At 46.2% G+C, this 17828-nt stretch carries 16 protein-coding genes; 6 read left to right on the forward strand and 10 right to left on the reverse strand.

Translation table 11 applies throughout. From position 1 onward, the window contains the following. Nucleotides 1-55: 55 nt before the first annotated feature. Complete coding sequence (locus ACMXYS_RS00085; protein WP_415882974.1) at nucleotides 56-1588, reverse strand: sensor histidine kinase; 1533 nt, start codon at nucleotides 1586-1588, stop codon at nucleotides 56-58. Next, complete coding sequence (locus tag ACMXYS_RS00090; protein ID WP_415882975.1) at nucleotides 1585-2298, reverse strand: winged helix-turn-helix domain-containing protein; 714 nt, start codon at nucleotides 2296-2298, stop codon at nucleotides 1585-1587. Before ACMXYS_RS00090 ends, ACMXYS_RS00085 begins: the two co-directional genes overlap by 4 nt. A 246-nt stretch (nucleotides 2299-2544) precedes the next feature. Between ACMXYS_RS00090 and ACMXYS_RS00095 the strand changes: the two genes are divergently transcribed. Beyond that, nucleotides 2545-3204: an outer membrane protein gene (locus ACMXYS_RS00095; RefSeq protein ID WP_415882976.1), complete on the forward strand. Its 660-nt coding sequence runs from the start codon at nucleotides 2545-2547 to the stop codon at nucleotides 3202-3204. 159 nt (nucleotides 3205-3363) lie between these two features. On the opposite strand, the gene glyS is transcribed toward ACMXYS_RS00095, so the two are convergent. The 8 genes from glyS to def form a co-directional block, all read right to left on the reverse strand. Next, nucleotides 3364-5412 (reverse strand): glycine--tRNA ligase subunit beta, encoded by a 2049-nt coding sequence (gene glyS / locus ACMXYS_RS00100; RefSeq protein ID WP_415882977.1) that lies wholly within the window; start codon nucleotides 5410-5412, stop codon nucleotides 3364-3366. Then, nucleotides 5412-6371 carry a glycine--tRNA ligase subunit alpha gene (gene glyQ / locus ACMXYS_RS00105; RefSeq protein ID WP_007021609.1) on the reverse strand — a complete coding sequence of 320 codons (960 nt, stop codon included), beginning with the start codon at nucleotides 6369-6371 and terminating at the stop codon, nucleotides 5412-5414. Before glyQ ends, glyS begins: the two co-directional genes overlap by 1 nt. A 191-nt stretch (nucleotides 6372-6562) precedes the next feature. Continuing rightward, nucleotides 6563-7009 carry a YtoQ family protein gene (locus ACMXYS_RS00110; RefSeq protein ID WP_415882978.1) on the reverse strand — a complete coding sequence of 149 codons (447 nt, stop codon included), beginning with the start codon at nucleotides 7007-7009 and terminating at the stop codon, nucleotides 6563-6565. A 45-nt stretch (nucleotides 7010-7054) separates the two neighbouring features. Next, complete coding sequence (locus tag ACMXYS_RS00115) at nucleotides 7055-8503, reverse strand: TrkH family potassium uptake protein (protein ID WP_415882979.1); 1449 nt, start codon at nucleotides 8501-8503, stop codon at nucleotides 7055-7057. Nucleotides 8504-8518: 15 nt separating this feature from the next. Then, nucleotides 8519-9895: a Trk system potassium transporter TrkA gene (gene trkA / locus ACMXYS_RS00120; protein ID WP_415882980.1), complete on the reverse strand. Its 1377-nt coding sequence runs from the start codon at nucleotides 9893-9895 to the stop codon at nucleotides 8519-8521. A 53-nt stretch (nucleotides 9896-9948) separates the two neighbouring features. Then, nucleotides 9949-11247: a 16S rRNA (cytosine(967)-C(5))-methyltransferase RsmB gene (gene rsmB, locus ACMXYS_RS00125; protein ID WP_415882981.1), complete on the reverse strand. Its 1299-nt coding sequence runs from the start codon at nucleotides 11245-11247 to the stop codon at nucleotides 9949-9951. 19 nt (nucleotides 11248-11266) lie between these two features. Then, complete coding sequence (fmt, locus tag ACMXYS_RS00130; RefSeq protein ID WP_415897226.1) at nucleotides 11267-12211, reverse strand: methionyl-tRNA formyltransferase; 945 nt, start codon at nucleotides 12209-12211, stop codon at nucleotides 11267-11269. Between the two features lie 72 nt (nucleotides 12212-12283). Continuing rightward, on the reverse strand, nucleotides 12284-12799 hold the full coding sequence (def, locus tag ACMXYS_RS00135; protein ID WP_415897227.1) for a peptide deformylase: 516 nt from the start codon (nucleotides 12797-12799) through the stop codon (nucleotides 12284-12286). Nucleotides 12800-13056: 257 nt separating this feature from the next. Between def and ACMXYS_RS00140 the strand changes: the two genes are divergently transcribed. From ACMXYS_RS00140 to aroE, 5 genes are all read left to right on the forward strand, one after another. Further along, nucleotides 13057-14085, forward strand: a complete 1029-nt coding sequence (locus ACMXYS_RS00140) for a LysM peptidoglycan-binding domain-containing protein (protein ID WP_415897228.1) — start codon at nucleotides 13057-13059, stop codon at nucleotides 14083-14085. A gap of 10 nt (nucleotides 14086-14095) precedes the next feature. Next, nucleotides 14096-15226 carry a DNA-processing protein DprA gene (gene dprA, locus ACMXYS_RS00145; RefSeq protein ID WP_415897229.1) on the forward strand — a complete coding sequence of 377 codons (1131 nt, stop codon included), beginning with the start codon at nucleotides 14096-14098 and terminating at the stop codon, nucleotides 15224-15226. Nucleotides 15227-15432: 206 nt separating this feature from the next. Beyond that, nucleotides 15433-16008, forward strand: a complete 576-nt coding sequence (locus ACMXYS_RS00150; protein ID WP_415897230.1) for an L-threonylcarbamoyladenylate synthase — start codon at nucleotides 15433-15435, stop codon at nucleotides 16006-16008. Between the two features lie 21 nt (nucleotides 16009-16029). Further along, nucleotides 16030-16944, forward strand: a complete 915-nt coding sequence (gene hemF, locus ACMXYS_RS00155) for an oxygen-dependent coproporphyrinogen oxidase (RefSeq protein ID WP_415897231.1) — start codon at nucleotides 16030-16032, stop codon at nucleotides 16942-16944. A 9-nt stretch (nucleotides 16945-16953) separates the two neighbouring features. Continuing rightward, nucleotides 16954-17781: a shikimate dehydrogenase gene (gene aroE / locus ACMXYS_RS00160; RefSeq protein WP_415897232.1), complete on the forward strand. Its 828-nt coding sequence runs from the start codon at nucleotides 16954-16956 to the stop codon at nucleotides 17779-17781. The last annotated feature ends 47 nt before the right edge of the window (nucleotides 17782-17828 follow it).

Consider the following 17828-nt stretch of genomic DNA (forward strand, 5'->3'; position numbering starts at 1 on the left):
TAGCTAGATTGGTTTGTTGTATTCTAACGAAATAGAGCAAAATAACCGAGTGTGATTAGTAGGCAATAGGAAGTTTAAATTCGAATTGGGTGCCCTGATTCCTTTTGCTCTTTACACAGATTTCTGTCTGGTGAAGGTCTAATATTCGCTTCACTATTGCTAGTCCAATACCCGCTGATTCTGTTCCTTTTCTGCTTCGATCTGGGTTTGCGTAGAAGCGTTCAAAGATATATGGCATATCGGCATCAGATATACCTACCCCACTGTCGATGATTTTTACTTTTACGCTGTTTGTGTTTTCTTCTGAAGATTCAAACTCGAATGCAATTTTCCCTTTCTGGGGTGTGTAAGCTATGGCGTTGCGAATAAGGTTTTCGAACACTCTTTGCATCAAGCTGATATCCGCCTGTACCAAAATATTAGTGTGGGTGTTGATCTGCCATTTGATCTCTTTTTGATCCAGTTCTAATGCAAATTCCTGGACAGTGTCATAGACCAATTCCGTTAGCGAAAATGACTCAGTATTAAGGCGCGTGGTTGGTGATTCGAGCTTGGCTAGTTCGAACAATTCAGAGATCAACTGTGCGAGTCTGTTAGCGCTTAAGGAAGCTTGTTTTATGTAATTGCTCTTCTCCTCTTCTGTTAGATCATTCTTGATGATCAGTGTTTCAAGATAGCCTTGTATAGAGGCTAGCGGTGTTCTCAAATCATGGGAGACGTTGCTAATAAGTTCTCTGCGTTGATTGTCTGATTCGGTCAGTAAGTTTATCTGTCGGTCGATCTTTTCTGACATCTGGGTAAATGTATTGCTCAGTATCTCTATCTCATCGCCATGAATTTGAGTTGTTGTAAGATTGTCGCACTCTATATCACTAGGGCCATGTTTATGCGTGAACTGACACAACTCTTGGCTTAGTTTGTTTAAGCGCTTTAAGGTTAAGCTGAAAATTAAAATCCCTATAGCGATGGCGATAAAACTGATGAATAGAATGCTTATGATGATCATGCCGGCGCTGTAGCTTTGCTTGATCATTGTTCCTAGGTCGCTGTATAGGTTGCTTCCTAATACGACATAGAGATAACCAATATGCTGGTTATTCTTGTCGGTTAGCTTAGCTGCAGAGAATACTTTCTGGCTGTTTTGATTGAGGGGGTCCTGGCCGTATATAGGTAAATTCGAATCAGGCGCTAGGAACGCTTTTATTGGCTGTAGGTTAACTTTGATCGTTAGTTCTTGTCTGGCTTCTGGTATTGAGTGGGCAATCACGTTGCCTTTTGGATCTAGGAGGTAGACTTGGGCGATAGGGTTAACAATCATTGCTTGATGAGCGAGTGCTTCAAATGCCTTTACGTTTACCTGTCCTTCTTCTTCTGTGATTAGCTGATATGCGTCCTGAATGTACATTGCGATGCTTGCGTTAAGTTTTTGCATCACCTCTTCGCTGTAACGCTGCATCCAGTATTCTGTTGCTAGTAGGGTGGCTATAGTAGAGCATATAACCACCGTGATCAGCCCTGAGGCGATCTTCTTGCTTAATGTGAATGATGATTGGTTAGAGAGGTTAGGTGTGCTTAGAGCGGCTCTCATGCGCTTAGAGCCTCCTTCTCTAATTTGTAACCTACGCCCCAAACAGTGGCGATGATTTCTGGGTTGTTTGGGTCGGATTCTATTTTGGCTCTTAGGCGGTTGATATGAGAATTGACTGTGTGCTCATATCCGTCGTGGCCATAGCCCCAAACGTTATCTAACAGTTCTGATCGTTTGAAAACTCGACCAGGATGTTGAGCAAAAAAGGTGAGTAGTTGATATTCGCGTGCAGTTAGCTCTAGAGGCTTTCCGGCTAATGCAGCTTTGTGTTGTTTGTTGTCTATTTCGAGCTGGCCTATGGTCAACCTCTCTGGGTCTGTTTCTACTTTTGTGCGCAGCGCATTTTCCCGTCTAAATGTCGCTTTTATGCGGGCTATTAGCTCCATGATGCTAAATGGCTTTGTTATGTAATCATCTGCGCCTAGGTCTAGACCGAGTACTCTATCAAGCTCAGTTGATCTTGAAGTCAGTAATAGTATCGGGACATAAGCGCAGTTCTTTCTGACCTCACGACATATCTCTAAGCCCGAAGGTCCTGGGAGCTGTATATCCAATATCATAAGATCCCATTCTTCATTCAAGGCGAGCTTTATTCCTTCCGTTCCGCTAGCTGAGTGCGTTACCTGTGACCCGAGATCCGTTAGATGAAGCTTGAGGAGTAGTGCTATTTCCTCTTGATCCTCAATGATCAGAATTCGTTTATTTTCCATTTTTCTTGCCGTGAGCTTAGATTGAGTAGTTATGACCCCGGCCTTCTCAATTAATTCTATTTTTTATTTATCACTCAAATATCACGGCGTTTGGGTTAGTTATCACAGTCTGTGATATTTGCTTAATTTCTGTGATTTAAGTTTTAAGTTTTTGTTATTTGCTCGGGATATCTCTTTGTCTGTTGTTCCTTATGCTTTGCCTGTCTTTTATCTATGCATTGGTTTAACGATTTTAGGGAGTTGGAAATGAGTAAATTTGTCAAAGGTTTTGGGGTTGCTGCTAGTTTTGTGGTCATTGGTTTAAGTTCGCAGGTTTCGGCTGGTGAAGGTTTTTATGTGGGTGGTCAGATCGGTAGTACGACCCTTGGTCATAGTATTGAGCGTAATACTGGCGATCCAGATGCTGCTAGCATCGTAACCTTGGCTGAGGAAACTGATGTTTCTGTGGGTCTGCACTTAGGTTACAAGCATAAAGTATCAGAAGATGCGTTCGTTGCTGCGGAAGTTTTTTACAATGACGAGTCCGCTGAAACAACAAGCCTAAACGGTGTGTTGCGTTCAGAGCTTGAGCTTGAAGCGTCTTATGGTATCAACTTTAAAGCTGGAGTTGAGTTAACCGAGAAGTTCTCTGTTTATGGTATTGCGGGTGCTACTTGGGTAGATCTTGATACGCGCAATAGCTACACATTTGCACCACCTGTTAAGTCTAAGTCGGACGATGAAGTGGCTCTATCACTAGGTGTAGGTGCTGAGTACGCAGTTAACAATAACTGGTCAGTTAAGGCTGAGTACATACGTGTAAATGATACTGACTTTGACGCGCCTAAAGAGGTCGTGCTGAATCAGTTTAATCCTAATGAAGCTGAGTACGATAACTTTAATGTTTCACTAAGCTATTACTTCTAAGCATTATGTAAGTCCCCCTTCCTTATACTTACAAACACTCTTTGCCATGCGTAGTCCCTGCGCATGGTTTTTTTTGTTGTATCCGATGTTGAATGTTTCACGTGAAACAAAAAAGCCGGCACAAAGGCCGGCTTTAGATTAGATATTTAGATGTGACGATTAGCCAAGCACAGATATATCAGCAACACCCAAGAACAATGCGCGTAACTGGCTTAGAAGAGCCAGGCGGTTGTTCTTAACAGCCTCGTCATCAGCCATAACCATAACGTCTTCGAAGAAGGCATCAGTCGATGCGCGAAGGCCAGCGAGTGACTCAAGCGCTTCTTGATATTTACCTTCTGCAAATAGTGGCGCTAGAGCAGCTTTCTGAGCTTCGATATCTGCCGCAAGAGCTTTTTCGGCAGCTTCAGTTAATAGTGCGTTGTTAACCTCAGTCGTGCCTGTTACGCCCTGCTTACTCAGGATGTTCGATACACGCTTGTTAGCAGCAGCCAATGCTTCGGCTTCAGCTAAAGAGCGGAAGTGGTTAACCGCTTTAACGCGACGATCGAAGTCTAATGGGCGGCTTGGTTTAAGCGCCAATACTGATAGGAATACTTCAGCGTTGATATCTGCGTCTTCGTACCATGCGCGGAAACGCTCCAACATGAAGTCTAGAACTTTGTCTTCTAGGCCTTCGCGCGCTGGTAGATCGTTATGGTTGTTCGCCGCAATCGTTAGGAGCTCGCGTAGATCCAGATCTAGTTCACGCTCTACGATAATGCGCAGTACGCCTAGCGCTGCACGACGCAGTGCGAACGGGTCCTTAGAGCCTGTAGGAGGCTGATTGATACCGAACAGACCTGTCAGAGTGTCTAGACGGTCAGCAATGGCTACAGCGATACCAGGGGCAGTCTGAGGTAGCTCATCGCCTGCGAAGCGAGGCATGTACTGCTCGTTTTGAGCTAGTGCTACATCCTGATCTTCACCGTCATTCAGCGCATAGTGATAACCCATCAAACCTTGTAGGTCTGTGAATTCGTATACCATGTCTGTAAGCAGGTCGGTTTTACACAGTAGGCCAGCACGTTCAGCTTTCGCTTGATCCTGATTTAGAGTTGCAGCGATTTTGCCAGACAGCGCGCTAATGCGAGCAGCTTTATCGTAAACCGTGCCAAGGTCTTTCTGGAATACGATGGTTTTTAGCTTCTCAACACGAGATTCCAGCGTAGTCTTTTTGTCAGTTTCGAAGAAGAACGCAGCGTCAGATAGACGTGGACGAATTACTTTTTCGTTACCTTCAATTACCTGCAGAGGATCTTTAGAAACGATGTTGCAGATCGTTGTGAAGTTAGGCAAAAGGTTGCCATCTGCATCTAAGTGGTGGAAGTACTTCTGATGCTCTTTCATTGAAGAGATTAGCGCTTGCGCTGGTACTTCTAGGAAGCGCTCTTCAAAGCGGCCTGTTAGTGCGACTGGCCATTCGTTAAGTGCTGTAACTTCATCAAGAAGATCTTCGTCGATCTGAGCAACTGCATTCAGCTTCTCGCCTTCTGCTTTAACTTGCTCGTTGATCATTGTCTTACGGATATCGTAATCAGCGATTACCATACCTGGGTTTTCTAGGCGATCAGCGTACTCAGATGGTGCGATCAGTTCGATCTCTTGGTTGTAGTGGAAGCGGTGGCCGCGAGTCTTACGACCCGATGTCAGACCAAGAATTTCACAATCTACAACTTCATCACCGAATAGCATGACTAGCCAGTGAACCGGGCGAACGAATTCAACACGAGATGCACCCCAGCGCATACGCTTAGGGATCGGCAGTTTGTTTAGTGATGTTTCTACAAGTTCAGGTAACAGAGAAGACGTCGCTTTGCCCTCTTCTGTGTTCTTAAAGTTGTAGTATTCACCTTTGTTGGTATCGATCTTTTCAAGCTGATCGATTGTCACGCCGCAAGAACGAGCAAAACCTTCAACCGCTTTTTCAGGCGCTTTTACAGAAGGACCGCGTTTTTCGATTTCGCGGTCAGCCTGTTTGTCGTCTAGAGTGCTGATCAACACAGCTAGGCGGCGTGGAGATGCGTAGCTTTTTACATCGCCAAAGTTAACGCCTGCTTCTTTCAGGCCAGCAGTAATGCCAGATGTGAAAGCGTCAGAAAGGGTTTTAAGTGCTTTTGGAGGTAACTCTTCGGTACCTAGCTCAACGAGAAAATCATGTTGTGCCATTATTTGCTCTCCTCGCAGTTAGCCAGTACTTCTTGGCGTAGGGCTTCGGGTGCCAGTGGGAAACCTAGTTCTTTACGGGCATTAAAGTATGCGTGTGCGACTTCACGGGCTAGTGTGCGCACACGAAGGATAAAGCGCTGACGCTCTGTTACAGAGATCGCATGACGGGCATCCAAAAGGTTGAACGTATGAGACGCTTTAAGTACCTGCTCGTATGCAGGAAGCGGTAGTGGCGTTTCTAAGCTTAGTAGCTTGTTGCACTCAGCTTCGCAGTTGTCGAACGTTTTGAATAGTTCTTCAACGTTTGCATGCTCGAAGTTGAAAGTAGATTGCTCAACTTCGTTCTGGTGGAATACGTCGCCGTAAGTCACTTTAGAGCCGTCAGGGTTTACTGCCCATGTTAGGTCGTAAACGCTGTCTACACCCTGTAGGTACATTGCAATACGCTCAAGACCGTAAGTAATCTCACCAGTCACTGGGTAACATTCAAGACCACCTGCTTGCTGGAAGTAAGTAAACTGAGTTACTTCCATGCCGTTTAACCATACTTCCCAACCAAGACCCCAAGCGCCTAGTGTTGGAGACTCCCAGTTGTCTTCTACGAAGCGAACGTCGTGAATGCCAAGATCGATACCCATGCGCTCTAGAGAGCCTAGGTATAGCTCCTGAATGTTGTCAGGAGATGGCTTAAGAACAACCTGGAACTGGTAGTAGTGCTGCAGACGGTTAGGGTTTTCACCGTAACGGCCATCCGTTGGACGACGGCTAGGCTGCACGTATGCAGAGCGCCAAGTCTCAGGTCCAATTGCGCGTAGGAAAGTCGCAGGATGGAAGGTGCCGGCACCTACCTCCATGTCCAGTGGTTGTACGATTACACAGCCCTGCTCTGCCCAGTATTCCTGTAGAGCAAGGATCAGCCCCTGAAATGTGCTTACGTCTGGGGTCGCCTTGTCAGTCACAGCGTTTCACCTTTTACATAAGTGCCGTTGAGTTTCTGCCGTCATGGCAGCTGCACAGCACCAGATTAGCCCGAAAAATTAGCCGGCAATTATACAACAAAAAATAGACAGTCGGTGGCTGTAAAAGTGGGATAAAGGGGATTTTTGAAGAAAAAGGGGTAGAAATAGGTTCTACCCCGGTGTGGTATCGCTTAGTAATCCAAGCAAAGGTATTTAAGCGTTTCGATTACTTGCTCTGTATTCTCGGCCACGGCATGTGCGCAAGCGTCGATTTCTTTTAGTGGGTGTGTCAATTCTGGTGCGTGTTCAACGATCAGAGACTTACCATTGGCGATGGCAAAACCAGCATCAAATGCAGCGTTCCACTGACGGTATTTATCACCGAAACGAACGATCACGATGTCAGCACGTTTGATCGCAGTCATGTGACGCATAGTGTTCATTTTTGCTGATTTGTGATCGGTCCAGAAGTTCTTCTCTTCTGGGCCTAGGATCTCAGTAGCGCAACCGTCACTGGAATCGTGATCTGTGTTTGGAGTAAGTACATCGATTGGTAGGCCATTTTGGTTGATGGCTTTTTTGATTTTGTTTCGCCAGTCGGTGTGAATCTCACCGGATAGGTAAACTGTATATCGCATGATTAGGCTCTCGAAATTAGGTTCGTCGCAGATCTGATGCCTGCTTTATCGTTTCCAGAAAATAGGTGTGAATAGTACTAGCAAGGTAAATACCTCTAGACGACCGAGCAGCATGGCAAAGCAAAGTACCCATTTAGCTGGATCGTTCAGGTCGCCGTAGTGTGCAGATACATCGCCAAGGCCTGGGCCTAGGTTGTTTAATGTCGCACCTACCGCTGACCATGCAGTTACCTGATCAAGCCCAGTCGCTAACAATACGATGAGCATGGCTACAAAGACGATCATGTAGACGGAGAAGAAGCCCCATACAGCTTCTAGAACTTTATCGGAGATCGGTTTTTTACCTAGTTTTACCGGAATAATCGCATTGGGATGTACCAAGCGTTGGATTTCACGGTAGCCCTGCTTAAGGATCAGAAGTACACGGATGACTTTCATGCCACCACCGGTAGAACCCGCACAACCACCGGCAAAGGCTGCCACGAATAGCAAGAACGGTAGCATTACTGGCCAGTGCGCAAAGTCTGCTGTGGCAAAGCCGGTCGTGGTTGCAATGGATACCACCATAAACAGTGCTTTACGCATCGATTCGCCCGGCGCGTAGGTCTCGGTTACGACCAAGGCAACAATGGCGATAACGGTTATTGCTAGGAGTGTAACTAAATAGAATTTAAATTCTGGATCTAGAATGTAATGCGAAATGGTGCGTTGTCGCCAAGCAAAAAAGTGTAGGCCGAAATTTACTGCAGAGATGGTCATAAAGAATATACAGATCATCTCAATGGCTACAGAATCGTAGTAGCCGATACTGGCGTCGTGGGTGGAGAAACCACCGATCGCAACGGTCGAGAAACTATGACCGATGGCATTGAATAGATCCATTCCAGCTAACCAATAACCAGCCGCGCAGGCGATGGTCAGTGACAGGTAGATATACCAAAGAGCTTTGGCTGTTTCAGTGATTCGTGGTGTAAGTTTGGAATCTTTAACGGGGCCTGGTGTTTCTGCACGATAAAGCTGCATACCACCGATACCTAGCATCGGTAGGATCGCTACGGCCAATACGATGATACCCATGCCGCCCAGCCATTGCAGTTGCTGACGATAAAACAAGATTGATTTGGGCAGGTCATCGATGCCGGTAATTACCGTTGCACCGGTGGTTGTGAGGCCAGATAGGGACTCAAATAGCGCATCGATAAAAGTTAGGTGCGGATTGTCCGTGAGCATAAACGGGAAGGCTCCGAAAAGCCCCAGTACAGACCAGAAAAGGACGGTAATTAAGAAACCATCACGGGTTCGTAAGTCCTGTCGCACTCGATATACCGGAATCCAGATGAAAAAACCGGTCAGCAGGGTAATCAAAAATCCGGCGATAAAGGCTAACTCTGCCCCATCATCATAGAGATAGGAGATACCTAACGGCGGCAGCATAGAGATGCTGAATATCATCAGCAGTATGCCTAATATGCGTAAGATAACTTTGTAATGCATCTGCGCTGCTTCCGCTTAGAAGAATGTAAGGCCAACTTGGAACAGGCGTTCCACTTCGTTGATTCGGCGTTTATCAACCAAGAACAAGATCACGTGGTCGCCACTTTCAACGACAACATCATCGTGCGCGATCAATACCTCGTCGTTACGCACGATGGCACCGATGGTTGTACCCGGAGGAAGATTGATCTCTTCAATGGTTTTGCCGACCACTTTAGATGATGACTTATCACCATGAGCTACCGCTTCCAGTGCTTCTGCCGCGCCTCGACGCAGCGAGTGTACTGCTACTACATCACCTCGACGGACATGGGTCAGTAGCGCACCGATAGTGGTTTGCTGAGGGGATATCGCAATATCGATCGCACCACCTTGCACTAGATCGACATAGGCAGGGTTGTTAATCAGGGTCATTACCGTACGTGCGCCCAGGCGCTTCGCCAGCATAGATGCCATGATGTTCGCTTCGTCATCGTTGGTCAGGGCGCAGAATACGTCGGTATCTTCGATATTCTCTTCGATCAGAAGGTCACGGTCGGAAGCACTGCCTTGAAGGACGATGGTGTTATCTAGCGAACGCGCCAGCTGGTTACAGCGACGAATGTTTCGCTCGATGATTTTGACTTGGAACTCGTCTTCGATCGATTCGGCTAATCGCGCGCCGATATTACCGCCACCTGCGATAATGATGCGCTTATAAGGGCGATCTAGACGACGCAGCTCGCTCATTACAGCACGAATATCTTTACGTGCGGCGATAAAGAATACCTCATCGTCTGCTTCGATAACCGTATTACCTTCTGGGATAATAGGGCTACCGCTGCGGAAAATCGCCGCTACACGGGTATCCACCGATGGCATGTGAGCGCGAAGATAAGAGATCTCGCGACCCACAAGTGGGCCGCCATAATAGGCTTTTACGGCTACAAGCTGAGCCTTAGCGTCGGCGAAATCCAGTACCTGCAGAGCGCCTGGGTGCTGGATTAGACGTTTTATGTGCTTTGTTACCAGTAATTCAGGGCTAATACGGACATCAATAGGGATGCCTTTTTCGCCAAAGATCTTCTGATTTTTGTTCAGGTAGTCATGTTCACGGACACGGGCGATTTTCGTCGGTGTGTTGAACAGCGTTTGCCCTACCTGACAGGCGATCATGTTGACTTCATCAGAGTTCGTTACGGCGATAAGCATATCGGCATCTTGGGCACCGGCACTGTCGAGTACAGATGGATAGGATGCTTTACCTTCGATCGTACGGATATCGAGACGATCTTGTAGTTCTCTGAGACGGCCAGTGTCTGTATCAACGATAGTGATGTCGTTGTCTTCACTGGCTAGGTTTTCAGCCAAAGTGCCGCCCACTTGTCCGGCACCTAGAATAATGATCTTCATGATCAGCCTTTAACTGCTGCAGAAATGACAGAAATACACATAGCTACTTGAGCTTACTCCGTTTTTTCCAGCAGTGCATAATAGAAACCATCATGGCCGTTAGACTGCGGAAACAGCTGTCGACCATACTCTTGTTCGATACCCCACTCTGCCTCAATTGGCAGATGCTTGGCATTCGCAGTTTGGGTTACAAACTGCTTAATCAATCGCCCATTTTCCTGTGGGAAGATGGAACAAGTTGCATAAAGCAACTTACCGCCGGGTTTCAGCATGGACCAGCAATTATCCAAAATAGCGCGCTGAAGTTTGGCTGTTTCGTGAATATCTTCGCCTTGGCGCAGGTATTTTATATCCGGATTGCGGCGAATAACACCCGTAGCAGAACAAGGAGCATCTAATAAGATGCGGTCGTATTCTGTACCGTCCCACCAAGTTTGGATTGCGGCGTCTGCCACCTTTAAGTTGGCTTTTAAACGTAGACGTTTAAGGTTTTCTTCAACGCGGCTGATTCGCTTTTGTTCGAGCTCTACAGCGTCGACTTGAGCAAGCTTAGGCTCATGCTCAAGGATATGGCATAGTTTACCGCCGGGTGCTGCACAGGCATCCAGAACGCGTTGTTCTGGTCGTAGATCGAGAAGGTCCGCAGATAACTGTGCGGCTTCATCCTGCACGCTAAATGCGCCGATGCTATAACCCGGAAGGGTTTCGATATTGATTGATTCCGCTAGCTTAATGCCCTGATCACTGAATTGAGTCGCTTCTGCGGCAATAATCGGGGTCAGTTGCTGTAGGTAATCTTCGCGGGCTGTTGAGCGTTGATTCACGCGGAGTGTCAGCGGCGCTTGCTCGTTGTTGACGGTGAGTATCTCTTGCCAGTGCTCTGGCCAGTTGTTTTTCAGCTTGGCGATCATCCATTCAGGGTGGTTGAACTGGTATGAATCGTCATCTTTTAGGTAGTCTTCGAGTTCATCTTGTTCGCGTTGAAACCGGCGCAAAAGGGCGTTCACAACTTTCCCTGCCCAAGCCTTATCCAGTTCTTTGCACGCTTCAACGCTTTCACTAATCGCGGCATGAGCTGGGATGCGAGTGTGTTTTAACTGATATAAACCGATCAGAACAATGGCTTTAATATCGATATCTCGAAACTTAAATGGTCGGTTTTGCAGCAGTTTAATAATGGCATTCAGCTGTGGGTGGTAACGCATAGTGCCGTAGCACAGTTCACGCAGAAGGCCGCGATCCTTCTCAGGACAACGACGTTCAATCGTCGCAAATTGCGTATTCAAAGAACCCTTGTTTTTAAGTAAGGGGGTTAGAATTTGTGCTGCAAGTGCCCGAACATTGGTGGTCATGGTAATAGTCCTAAAACGTCTAACCTAAAACTACGCCTGCACTAAACTGCTCTCGTTTAGAGTTTAGAACAGCGGCAGTGTCCATTGGCTTTTTGCCCGGAAGCTGAAGCTGTTTGATTTTAATAGCGCCTTCGCCGCATGCGACAACAATGCTCTTTTTGTCAGAGGGCAAAATCTCACCCGGGTTACCACTTTGCTCAACTAATTCGCATCCTAAAAGCTTCACCACCTCTTCCCCAAGCTTGAATGTTACTGCAACACGTGGGCTTAGAGTGCGAATCTTAAGATCGATATCTGCAGCGGAAGCACTCCAGTCTATAACTCCTTCGGTCTTTTGCAGTTTCTTCGCGTAGGTGGCTAAGCTGTCATCCTGTGGTTCTGGAGACACTGTTTCCTGTTGGAACAGTTTAAGCGTTGCAACAAGGGCTTCTGAGCCAATGGTAGTTAAGCGTTCAAAGACGCTTGCTGCAGTGTCGTTGTTCTCGATCGGCGTTGTTACTTTGTAAAGCATATCGCCGGTGTCTAAGCCTTCATCCATCTGCATGATAGTGACGCCAGTTTCAGCATCCCCTGCGAGCATTGAGCGTTCGACAGGAGCTGCACCGCGCCATCGAGGAAGTAGTGATCCGTGAACATTGATGCAACCTAGGCGAGGTGTCTCAAGAATTGCTTTAGGGAGAAGCATGCCGTAAGCAACTACAACCATGATGTCGGCTTTAAGGTTTGTAAGTGCTAACTGTTCTTCTTCGGTTTTGAGCGTGGTTGGTTGAAATACTGGGATGTTATGTTCAAGCGCAAGATCTTTTACTGGGCGCGGAGCCATCTGGTTTTTACGCTTACCCTTCTTGTCAGGCTGGGTATAAACAGCAATCACTTCATGCTCAGAACTAAGCAATGCTTGTAAGCTGGATGCGGCAAAATCAGGTGTGCCGGCAAAAACTATTTTCAGTGGCGACTCTGGCATGGTCTAGGCTCCAAAATAAAAACAGGCCTGCTAGTTAAACCAGCAAGCCTGTGAATTGCTTTTTAGTGATAATCAGGCGTGTTTTTCCTGCAATTTATGCAGCTTTTCTAGTTTGGATTTGATGCGGTTACGCTTGAGCATAGAGATGTAATCAACAAACAATTTGCCATTCAGGTGATCTAGTTCGTGTTGAATACATACAGCTAGGAGGCCTTCAGCTTCCATCTCATAAGGTTCGCCGTTGTAGTCGAGAGCTTTAAGCTTAACCTTTTGCGGGCGTTTCACATTTTCATAGAAGCCAGGAACCGATAAGCAACCTTCCTGATATTTGTGTAACTCTTCATCCAGAATTTCGAATTCTGGGTTGATCATAACCAATGGCTCGTTTTGGTCTTCAGAGATATCCATGGTTACGATGCGTTTATGGATATTCACCTGCGTTGCTGCCAAACCAATACCTGGAGCTGCGTACATTGTTTCGAACATGTCATCGATTTGAGCACGTACTTCGTCATCGACTGTTTCAACGGGCTCAGCAATGGTACGTAAGCGTGGATCTGGGTATTCAAGAATGGTTAGTTTTGCCATGATTTACGTCTGTATCAACAAGTTATCGGGTGCTATTGCTGTGAATACTTCTATAAGTCATGCTAAGTTAACAACATGATATACAGGCATCTTAAATTTTAACTCGATTATTCAGGTTGTTAGCCGAAAGATAATATCGAGATCAATAGCGAAAAATATTAATCTGCCTATTATACTGATTAGAACGCTCAATGCATTGTCGTTACTTTACCATCTTGTTTTTCTTAACAAGCTGGAAGGTAATAAGGGAACTGGACATGAAAAAATTGTTATGCGGTTTGTTCGCTCTGGTGTTGGTTTCACTGACTTCTGTTCACGCTGAAACCCGGAAGGACTCTCTGCTACTTCGTAATGATCATCCGCAAGAATATGTGGTAGTGAAAGGGGATACGTTGTGGCACATCTCGGGTCGCTTTTTGCAAAGCCCTTGGAAATGGCCTGAAGTATGGGGGGTAAACCCGCAGGTTGATAATCCTCATCTTATTTACCCTGGTGACGTAATCTATCTTACGTGGGTTAATGGTAAGCCGCGTTTAGGGGTTAGACGTGATAGCGGCATCTATCCACGAGCACGTGTATCACCCCTGGTTAAACCGATTCCTGCTATCCCATTACGAGATATCATTAGCTTCTTAAATGATAACCGTGTGCTCTCAGAAGATATTCTGAAAGAGGCGCCTTATGTATTAGGTGGCCCCAAAGAGAGGATATTAGCCGGTGCTGGTGATCGTATGTATGCACGAGGTCAGCTAGTGACTGAACAGCGTCGACAAGGTATTTACCGCCCTGCTAATGAATATATTGATCCTGACACTGAAGAATTTCTTGGTTACGAAACTTTGAAAATAGCTGATGCAAATGTGTCTGCACGTAAAGACGATGTGATCACACTGGATATCATTAAATCCCATAAAGAAGTGCGCATTCTGGATCGTGTGGTACCCACAGAAGAAGTGAGAATTCAGTCTGTATACCATCCAGCGCCAGCGCCTGCTGAGGTTGAGGGAAAAATCTTATCGGTATTAGGTGGCGTACGTGATGCCGGTCAGTTTAATGTAGTGGCTATCAATCGTGGTTTGCGAGAAGGTATTGAAGCTGGTCATGTTTTTGCAACTTATCGTCGTGGCGAACTGATTAAAGATCCTGTTACTAAAGAAATGGTAACGCTTCCTCAGGAGCGCTCAGGTGAATTGATGGTCTTTAAAGTGTTTGAGAAAGTGAGTTATGGCTTGATCATGCGCAGTACAGATATAATTTCTATCGGTGATGTAATCCGAGAACCATAAAGGATTAAATATGACGGCTGATCTAAAGGACTGGATCGCCGTTGCTGCCCTACCAGATTTAGGGGCAGCTTCAGTTAAGAAGCTTTGGGATCAGGGATGGACCCCTGAAAAGCTCCTCTGCTCTTCTGAAGCTGATTGGCATCGGCTTAACCTCAAGCAAAAAACAATTACCGCTTTAAGTGATATCCAACAAGGACGTGCCTCTCCAGCACTACAGAAATTGGATTCGGCACTGGCTTGGCAAGCTTCGGCTGAAGATTGCCATATCTTAGCTATCACAGATGCTGATTATCCTGCTTTACTACGTGAAATTTATGACCCTCCTCCCATTCTATTTGCTCGAGGCAATCTAACAGCACTAAATCTTCCGCAAGTAGGGATCGTAGGCAGTCGTAGCGCTTCTAGCGGTGGTGTGAAGCATGCTTATCAATTTGCCGGCTATTTGGCTCAAAATGGCTTGATCGTGAACTCAGGCTTAGCCTTGGGTATTGATGCAGCGGCTCATCAGGCGAGTGTTAATGCACAGTGCCCGACGGTTGCGGTATTTGGTACGGGTTTAGATCGGCCGTACCCTGCACGAAATCGTATATTGGCCCAACAGATCCTCGAGCAGCAAGGGGTGTGGTTGAGTGAGTTGTTTCCTGGAGCACCACCGTTGGCACCGCACTTTCCACGTCGAAATCGTATTATCAGTGGTATGAGCGTTGGTATTTTAGTGGTGGAAGCCGCGCCTAAAAGTGGTTCATTAATCACTGCGAGGATGGCGATGGAGCATGGACGTGAGGTTTTTGCTATTCCCGGATTGATCAATAACCCCTTGAGTAAAGGGTGTCATCAGCTAATCCGTGAAGGTGCTTGCTTGGTTGAATCAGCAGAAGATATAACCTCACAGCTAGCTCCTATGCTGGGTTATCTGGCTGAACAGAATGCTGAACATATTGAAGATGACTCTGAAAAGGATGTATCCCACTTTGCACCTGAAACGCAGCGACTGTTGGAGCATTTAGGCTACGAATATAACTCTATTGACCAGCTGAGCTATCTGACCGGTATGGATATAGCTGAATTGGGCCCGGTACTAGTGGAGTTGGAGCTTTTGGGCATCATTAGCCAAGATGGACACGGTTATATCCGATGTTAAAAGGCAATTTGGTAGAGTTGCAAAGACCGCGTCGAACATTTAGTGTTCAGCCCTCAAAGATAAATGCCTTCAAGATGAAAGGGAATTCCCCCGCTTTGTAACCTGTAAGGGGCTCTTTCTATCAACCTCTCATCACTATTGATTGATACCTTTAGTAAAAGTAGTGATGCGTTGTTGATTCGTTATATGGCATTGAGGAGTAAATGGTGAGTAGTAATTTAAAGCCTGATTGGTGGCATATTCAGCAGTCTGTTCGAGCAATTCGTCAAGGTGGTGTGATTGCTTATCCTACTGAAGCAGTTTGGGGTTTAGGTTGTGACCCGTTTGATGAGCAGGCGGTCTTAGATCTTTTAGAAATTAAGCGTCGACCTATGCATAAAGGTCTGGTTTTGATCGCTGGAAATCTCTCACAGATCGATTTTTTACTCGAAGATCTGACCGATGATGAATATGTCAAAGTAACTGCTAACTGGCCGGGCCCATACACTTGGATTTTGCCAGATAAAAAGAACCGAATTCCAGCTTGGATTAAAGGAAATCATAGCGCTGTTGCTGTAAGAGTGAGTAATCACTTACAGGTGAAAAGATTGACAGAAGCTTACGGGTCTTTCCTGGTTTCGACTTCGGCGAATCCGGCAGCGCATGATCCTGCAAGAGATATATTGAGAGTGAAGACTTACTTCGGTGAAAAGCTTGCTTATGTTTTACCGGGTGAGTTAGGTGGTTTAGATCAGCCTACTCAAATTCGAGATCTAAAATCTGATCAATTAATTCGCGCTTAAATAAATATGTGAGTGAGTACTATGTCCGCACCTAATATTGACGCTGTAAAAGAGTACCTTTTGGGGCTACAAGATGCTATTTGTGATGCCTTAGAGAAGGCTGATGGCAAAGGAAAATTTTATCAGGATGAGTGGCAGCGAGAAGAAGGCGGCGGAGGTCGTACTCGTGTCCTAGATAAGGGCGAAATTATCGAAAAAGGTGGTGTGAACTTCTCTCACGTTTTCGGTGATAAGTTGCCAGGTTCTGCAACAGCGCACCGACCTGAATTAGCGGGTCGTAGTTTTCAGGCGATGGGTGTGTCATTGGTTATTCACCCACATAATCCTTATATCCCAACTTCCCATGCCAATGTTCGTTTCTTCATTGCGGAAAAAGAAGGTGAAGAACCTGTATGGTGGTTTGGCGGTGGTTTTGACCTGACGCCTTATTACGGTAACGACGAAGATTGTAAATTCTGGCACCAGACAGCTAAAGAAGCCTGTGATCCATTTGGTGACGACATTTATCCACGCTTCAAAGAATGGTGTGACGAATACTTCTACTTGAAGCATCGTGATGAGCCTCGTGGTGTAGGCGGTCTTTTCTTCGATGATCTTAATGAGCTTGGTTTCGATAATAGCTTCGGGCTGATGCAGTCGATTGGTAATGCTTACACTAAAGCTTATGTGCCAATTATCGAGAAAAACAAAGACCGTGAATACGGTGAGCGTCAGCGTGACTTCCAATTGCATCGCCGTGGCCGTTATGTCGAGTTCAATCTAGTGTTTGACCGTGGCACTCTATTTGGTCTGCAATCCGGTGGACGTACTGAGTCTATCTTGATGTCTTTACCGCCTGAAGTGCGTTGGGGCTATGACTGGAAACCTGATGAAGGGACTGAAGAAGCCGTGTTGTACGAGCGTTATTTGAAGCCTCGCAACTGGCTGGAAGTGTAAGGGCGAATTATGACTGATCGTTACGCGGTATTCGGTAATCCGATTAAGCACTCTAAATCGCCACAAATCCACGCTGCATTTGCATCGAGTACAGATCAGGATCTGACCTATGAAGCGATCTGCGTACCTGAAGATAACTTCGAAGGTTACGTTTCTGACTTCTTGTCGGGTGATGGCCGTGGTCTGAATATCACTATTCCGTTTAAACAGGAAGCTTGGGCATTAGCTGAAGTTAGAAGTCCGCGTGCTGAACTGGCGGGTGCGGTCAATACCTTGTACCGCGATGATCAAGGCCGCTTGTGCGGTGATAACACCGATGGTGTTGGCATGGTGAGGGATATCATGCGCAACAATGGCGGCACGATTGAAGGTAAAAAAGTGCTTATTCTCGGTGCTGGTGGTGCTGTACGTGGCGTTTTACAGCCAGTATTAGAGCAAAAGCCTGAGCTGTTAGTTATCGCAAACCGTACCGCTTCTAAAGCCAAAGAGCTTGCTGGGTTGGTTACGGATCTTGGTAACGTATCAGGTGGTGGTTATGATGAGCTTGCAGGTCAAAGCTTTGATCTTATCATCAATGGTACTGCTGCCAGTTTGCAAGGTGAGATCCCCCCTCTTCCGGAAAATGTACTGGCACAAGGTGCTTGGTGCTACGACATGATGTATGCCGCAGAACCAACCGCTTTTTGTGTTTGGGCGACTGAACAAGGGGCAGAAAAGTCCATTGATGGCCTCGGTATGTTAGTGGAGCAGGCTGCGGAATCTTTCAGAATCTGGCGTGGCTTGGACCCTGACTCTAAAACCGTTATCTCTGATATCCGTGCAGCAATAACTGTTTGATTTTAATACAACAGTCGCTTTATAAATTTTATCAAAGCAGACTTGCA

It is taken from the genome of Neptuniibacter sp. QD57_21, from assembly GCF_047778075.1.
Taxonomy (GTDB): domain Bacteria; phylum Pseudomonadota; class Gammaproteobacteria; order Pseudomonadales; family Balneatricaceae; genus Neptuniibacter.

Bases quoted from the DNA above. Each gene is read 5' to 3' on its own strand.
- ACMXYS_RS00095 (WP_415882976.1), top strand. From the start codon at position 2,545: ATGAGTAAATTTGTCAAAGGTTTTGGGGTTGCTGCTAGTTTTGTGGTC.
- dprA (WP_415897229.1), top strand. From the start codon at position 14,096: ATGACGGCTGATCTAAAGGACTGGATCGCCGTTGCTGCCCTACCAGAT.
- ACMXYS_RS00140 (WP_415897228.1), top strand. From the start codon at position 13,057: ATGAAAAAATTGTTATGCGGTTTGTTCGCTCTGGTGTTGGTTTCACTG.
- def (WP_415897227.1), bottom strand. From the start codon at position 12,799: ATGGCAAAACTAACCATTCTTGAATACCCAGATCCACGCTTACGTACC.
- rsmB (WP_415882981.1), bottom strand. From the start codon at position 11,247: ATGACCACCAATGTTCGGGCACTTGCAGCACAAATTCTAACCCCCTTA.
- trkA (WP_415882980.1), bottom strand. From the start codon at position 9,895: ATGAAGATCATTATTCTAGGTGCCGGACAAGTGGGCGGCACTTTGGCT.
- hemF (WP_415897231.1), top strand. From the start codon at position 16,030: ATGTCCGCACCTAATATTGACGCTGTAAAAGAGTACCTTTTGGGGCTA.
- ACMXYS_RS00110 (WP_415882978.1), bottom strand. From the start codon at position 7,009: ATGCGATATACAGTTTACCTATCCGGTGAGATTCACACCGACTGGCGA.
- aroE (WP_415897232.1), top strand. From the start codon at position 16,954: ATGACTGATCGTTACGCGGTATTCGGTAATCCGATTAAGCACTCTAAA.
- glyS (WP_415882977.1), bottom strand. From the start codon at position 5,412: ATGGCACAACATGATTTTCTCGTTGAGCTAGGTACCGAAGAGTTACCT.
- ACMXYS_RS00085 (WP_415882974.1), bottom strand. From the start codon at position 1,588: ATGAGAGCCGCTCTAAGCACACCTAACCTCTCTAACCAATCATCATTC.
- ACMXYS_RS00115 (WP_415882979.1), bottom strand. From the start codon at position 8,503: ATGCATTACAAAGTTATCTTACGCATATTAGGCATACTGCTGATGATA.
- ACMXYS_RS00090 (WP_415882975.1), bottom strand. From the start codon at position 2,298: ATGGAAAATAAACGAATTCTGATCATTGAGGATCAAGAGGAAATAGCA.
- fmt (WP_415897226.1), bottom strand. From the start codon at position 12,211: ATGCCAGAGTCGCCACTGAAAATAGTTTTTGCCGGCACACCTGATTTT.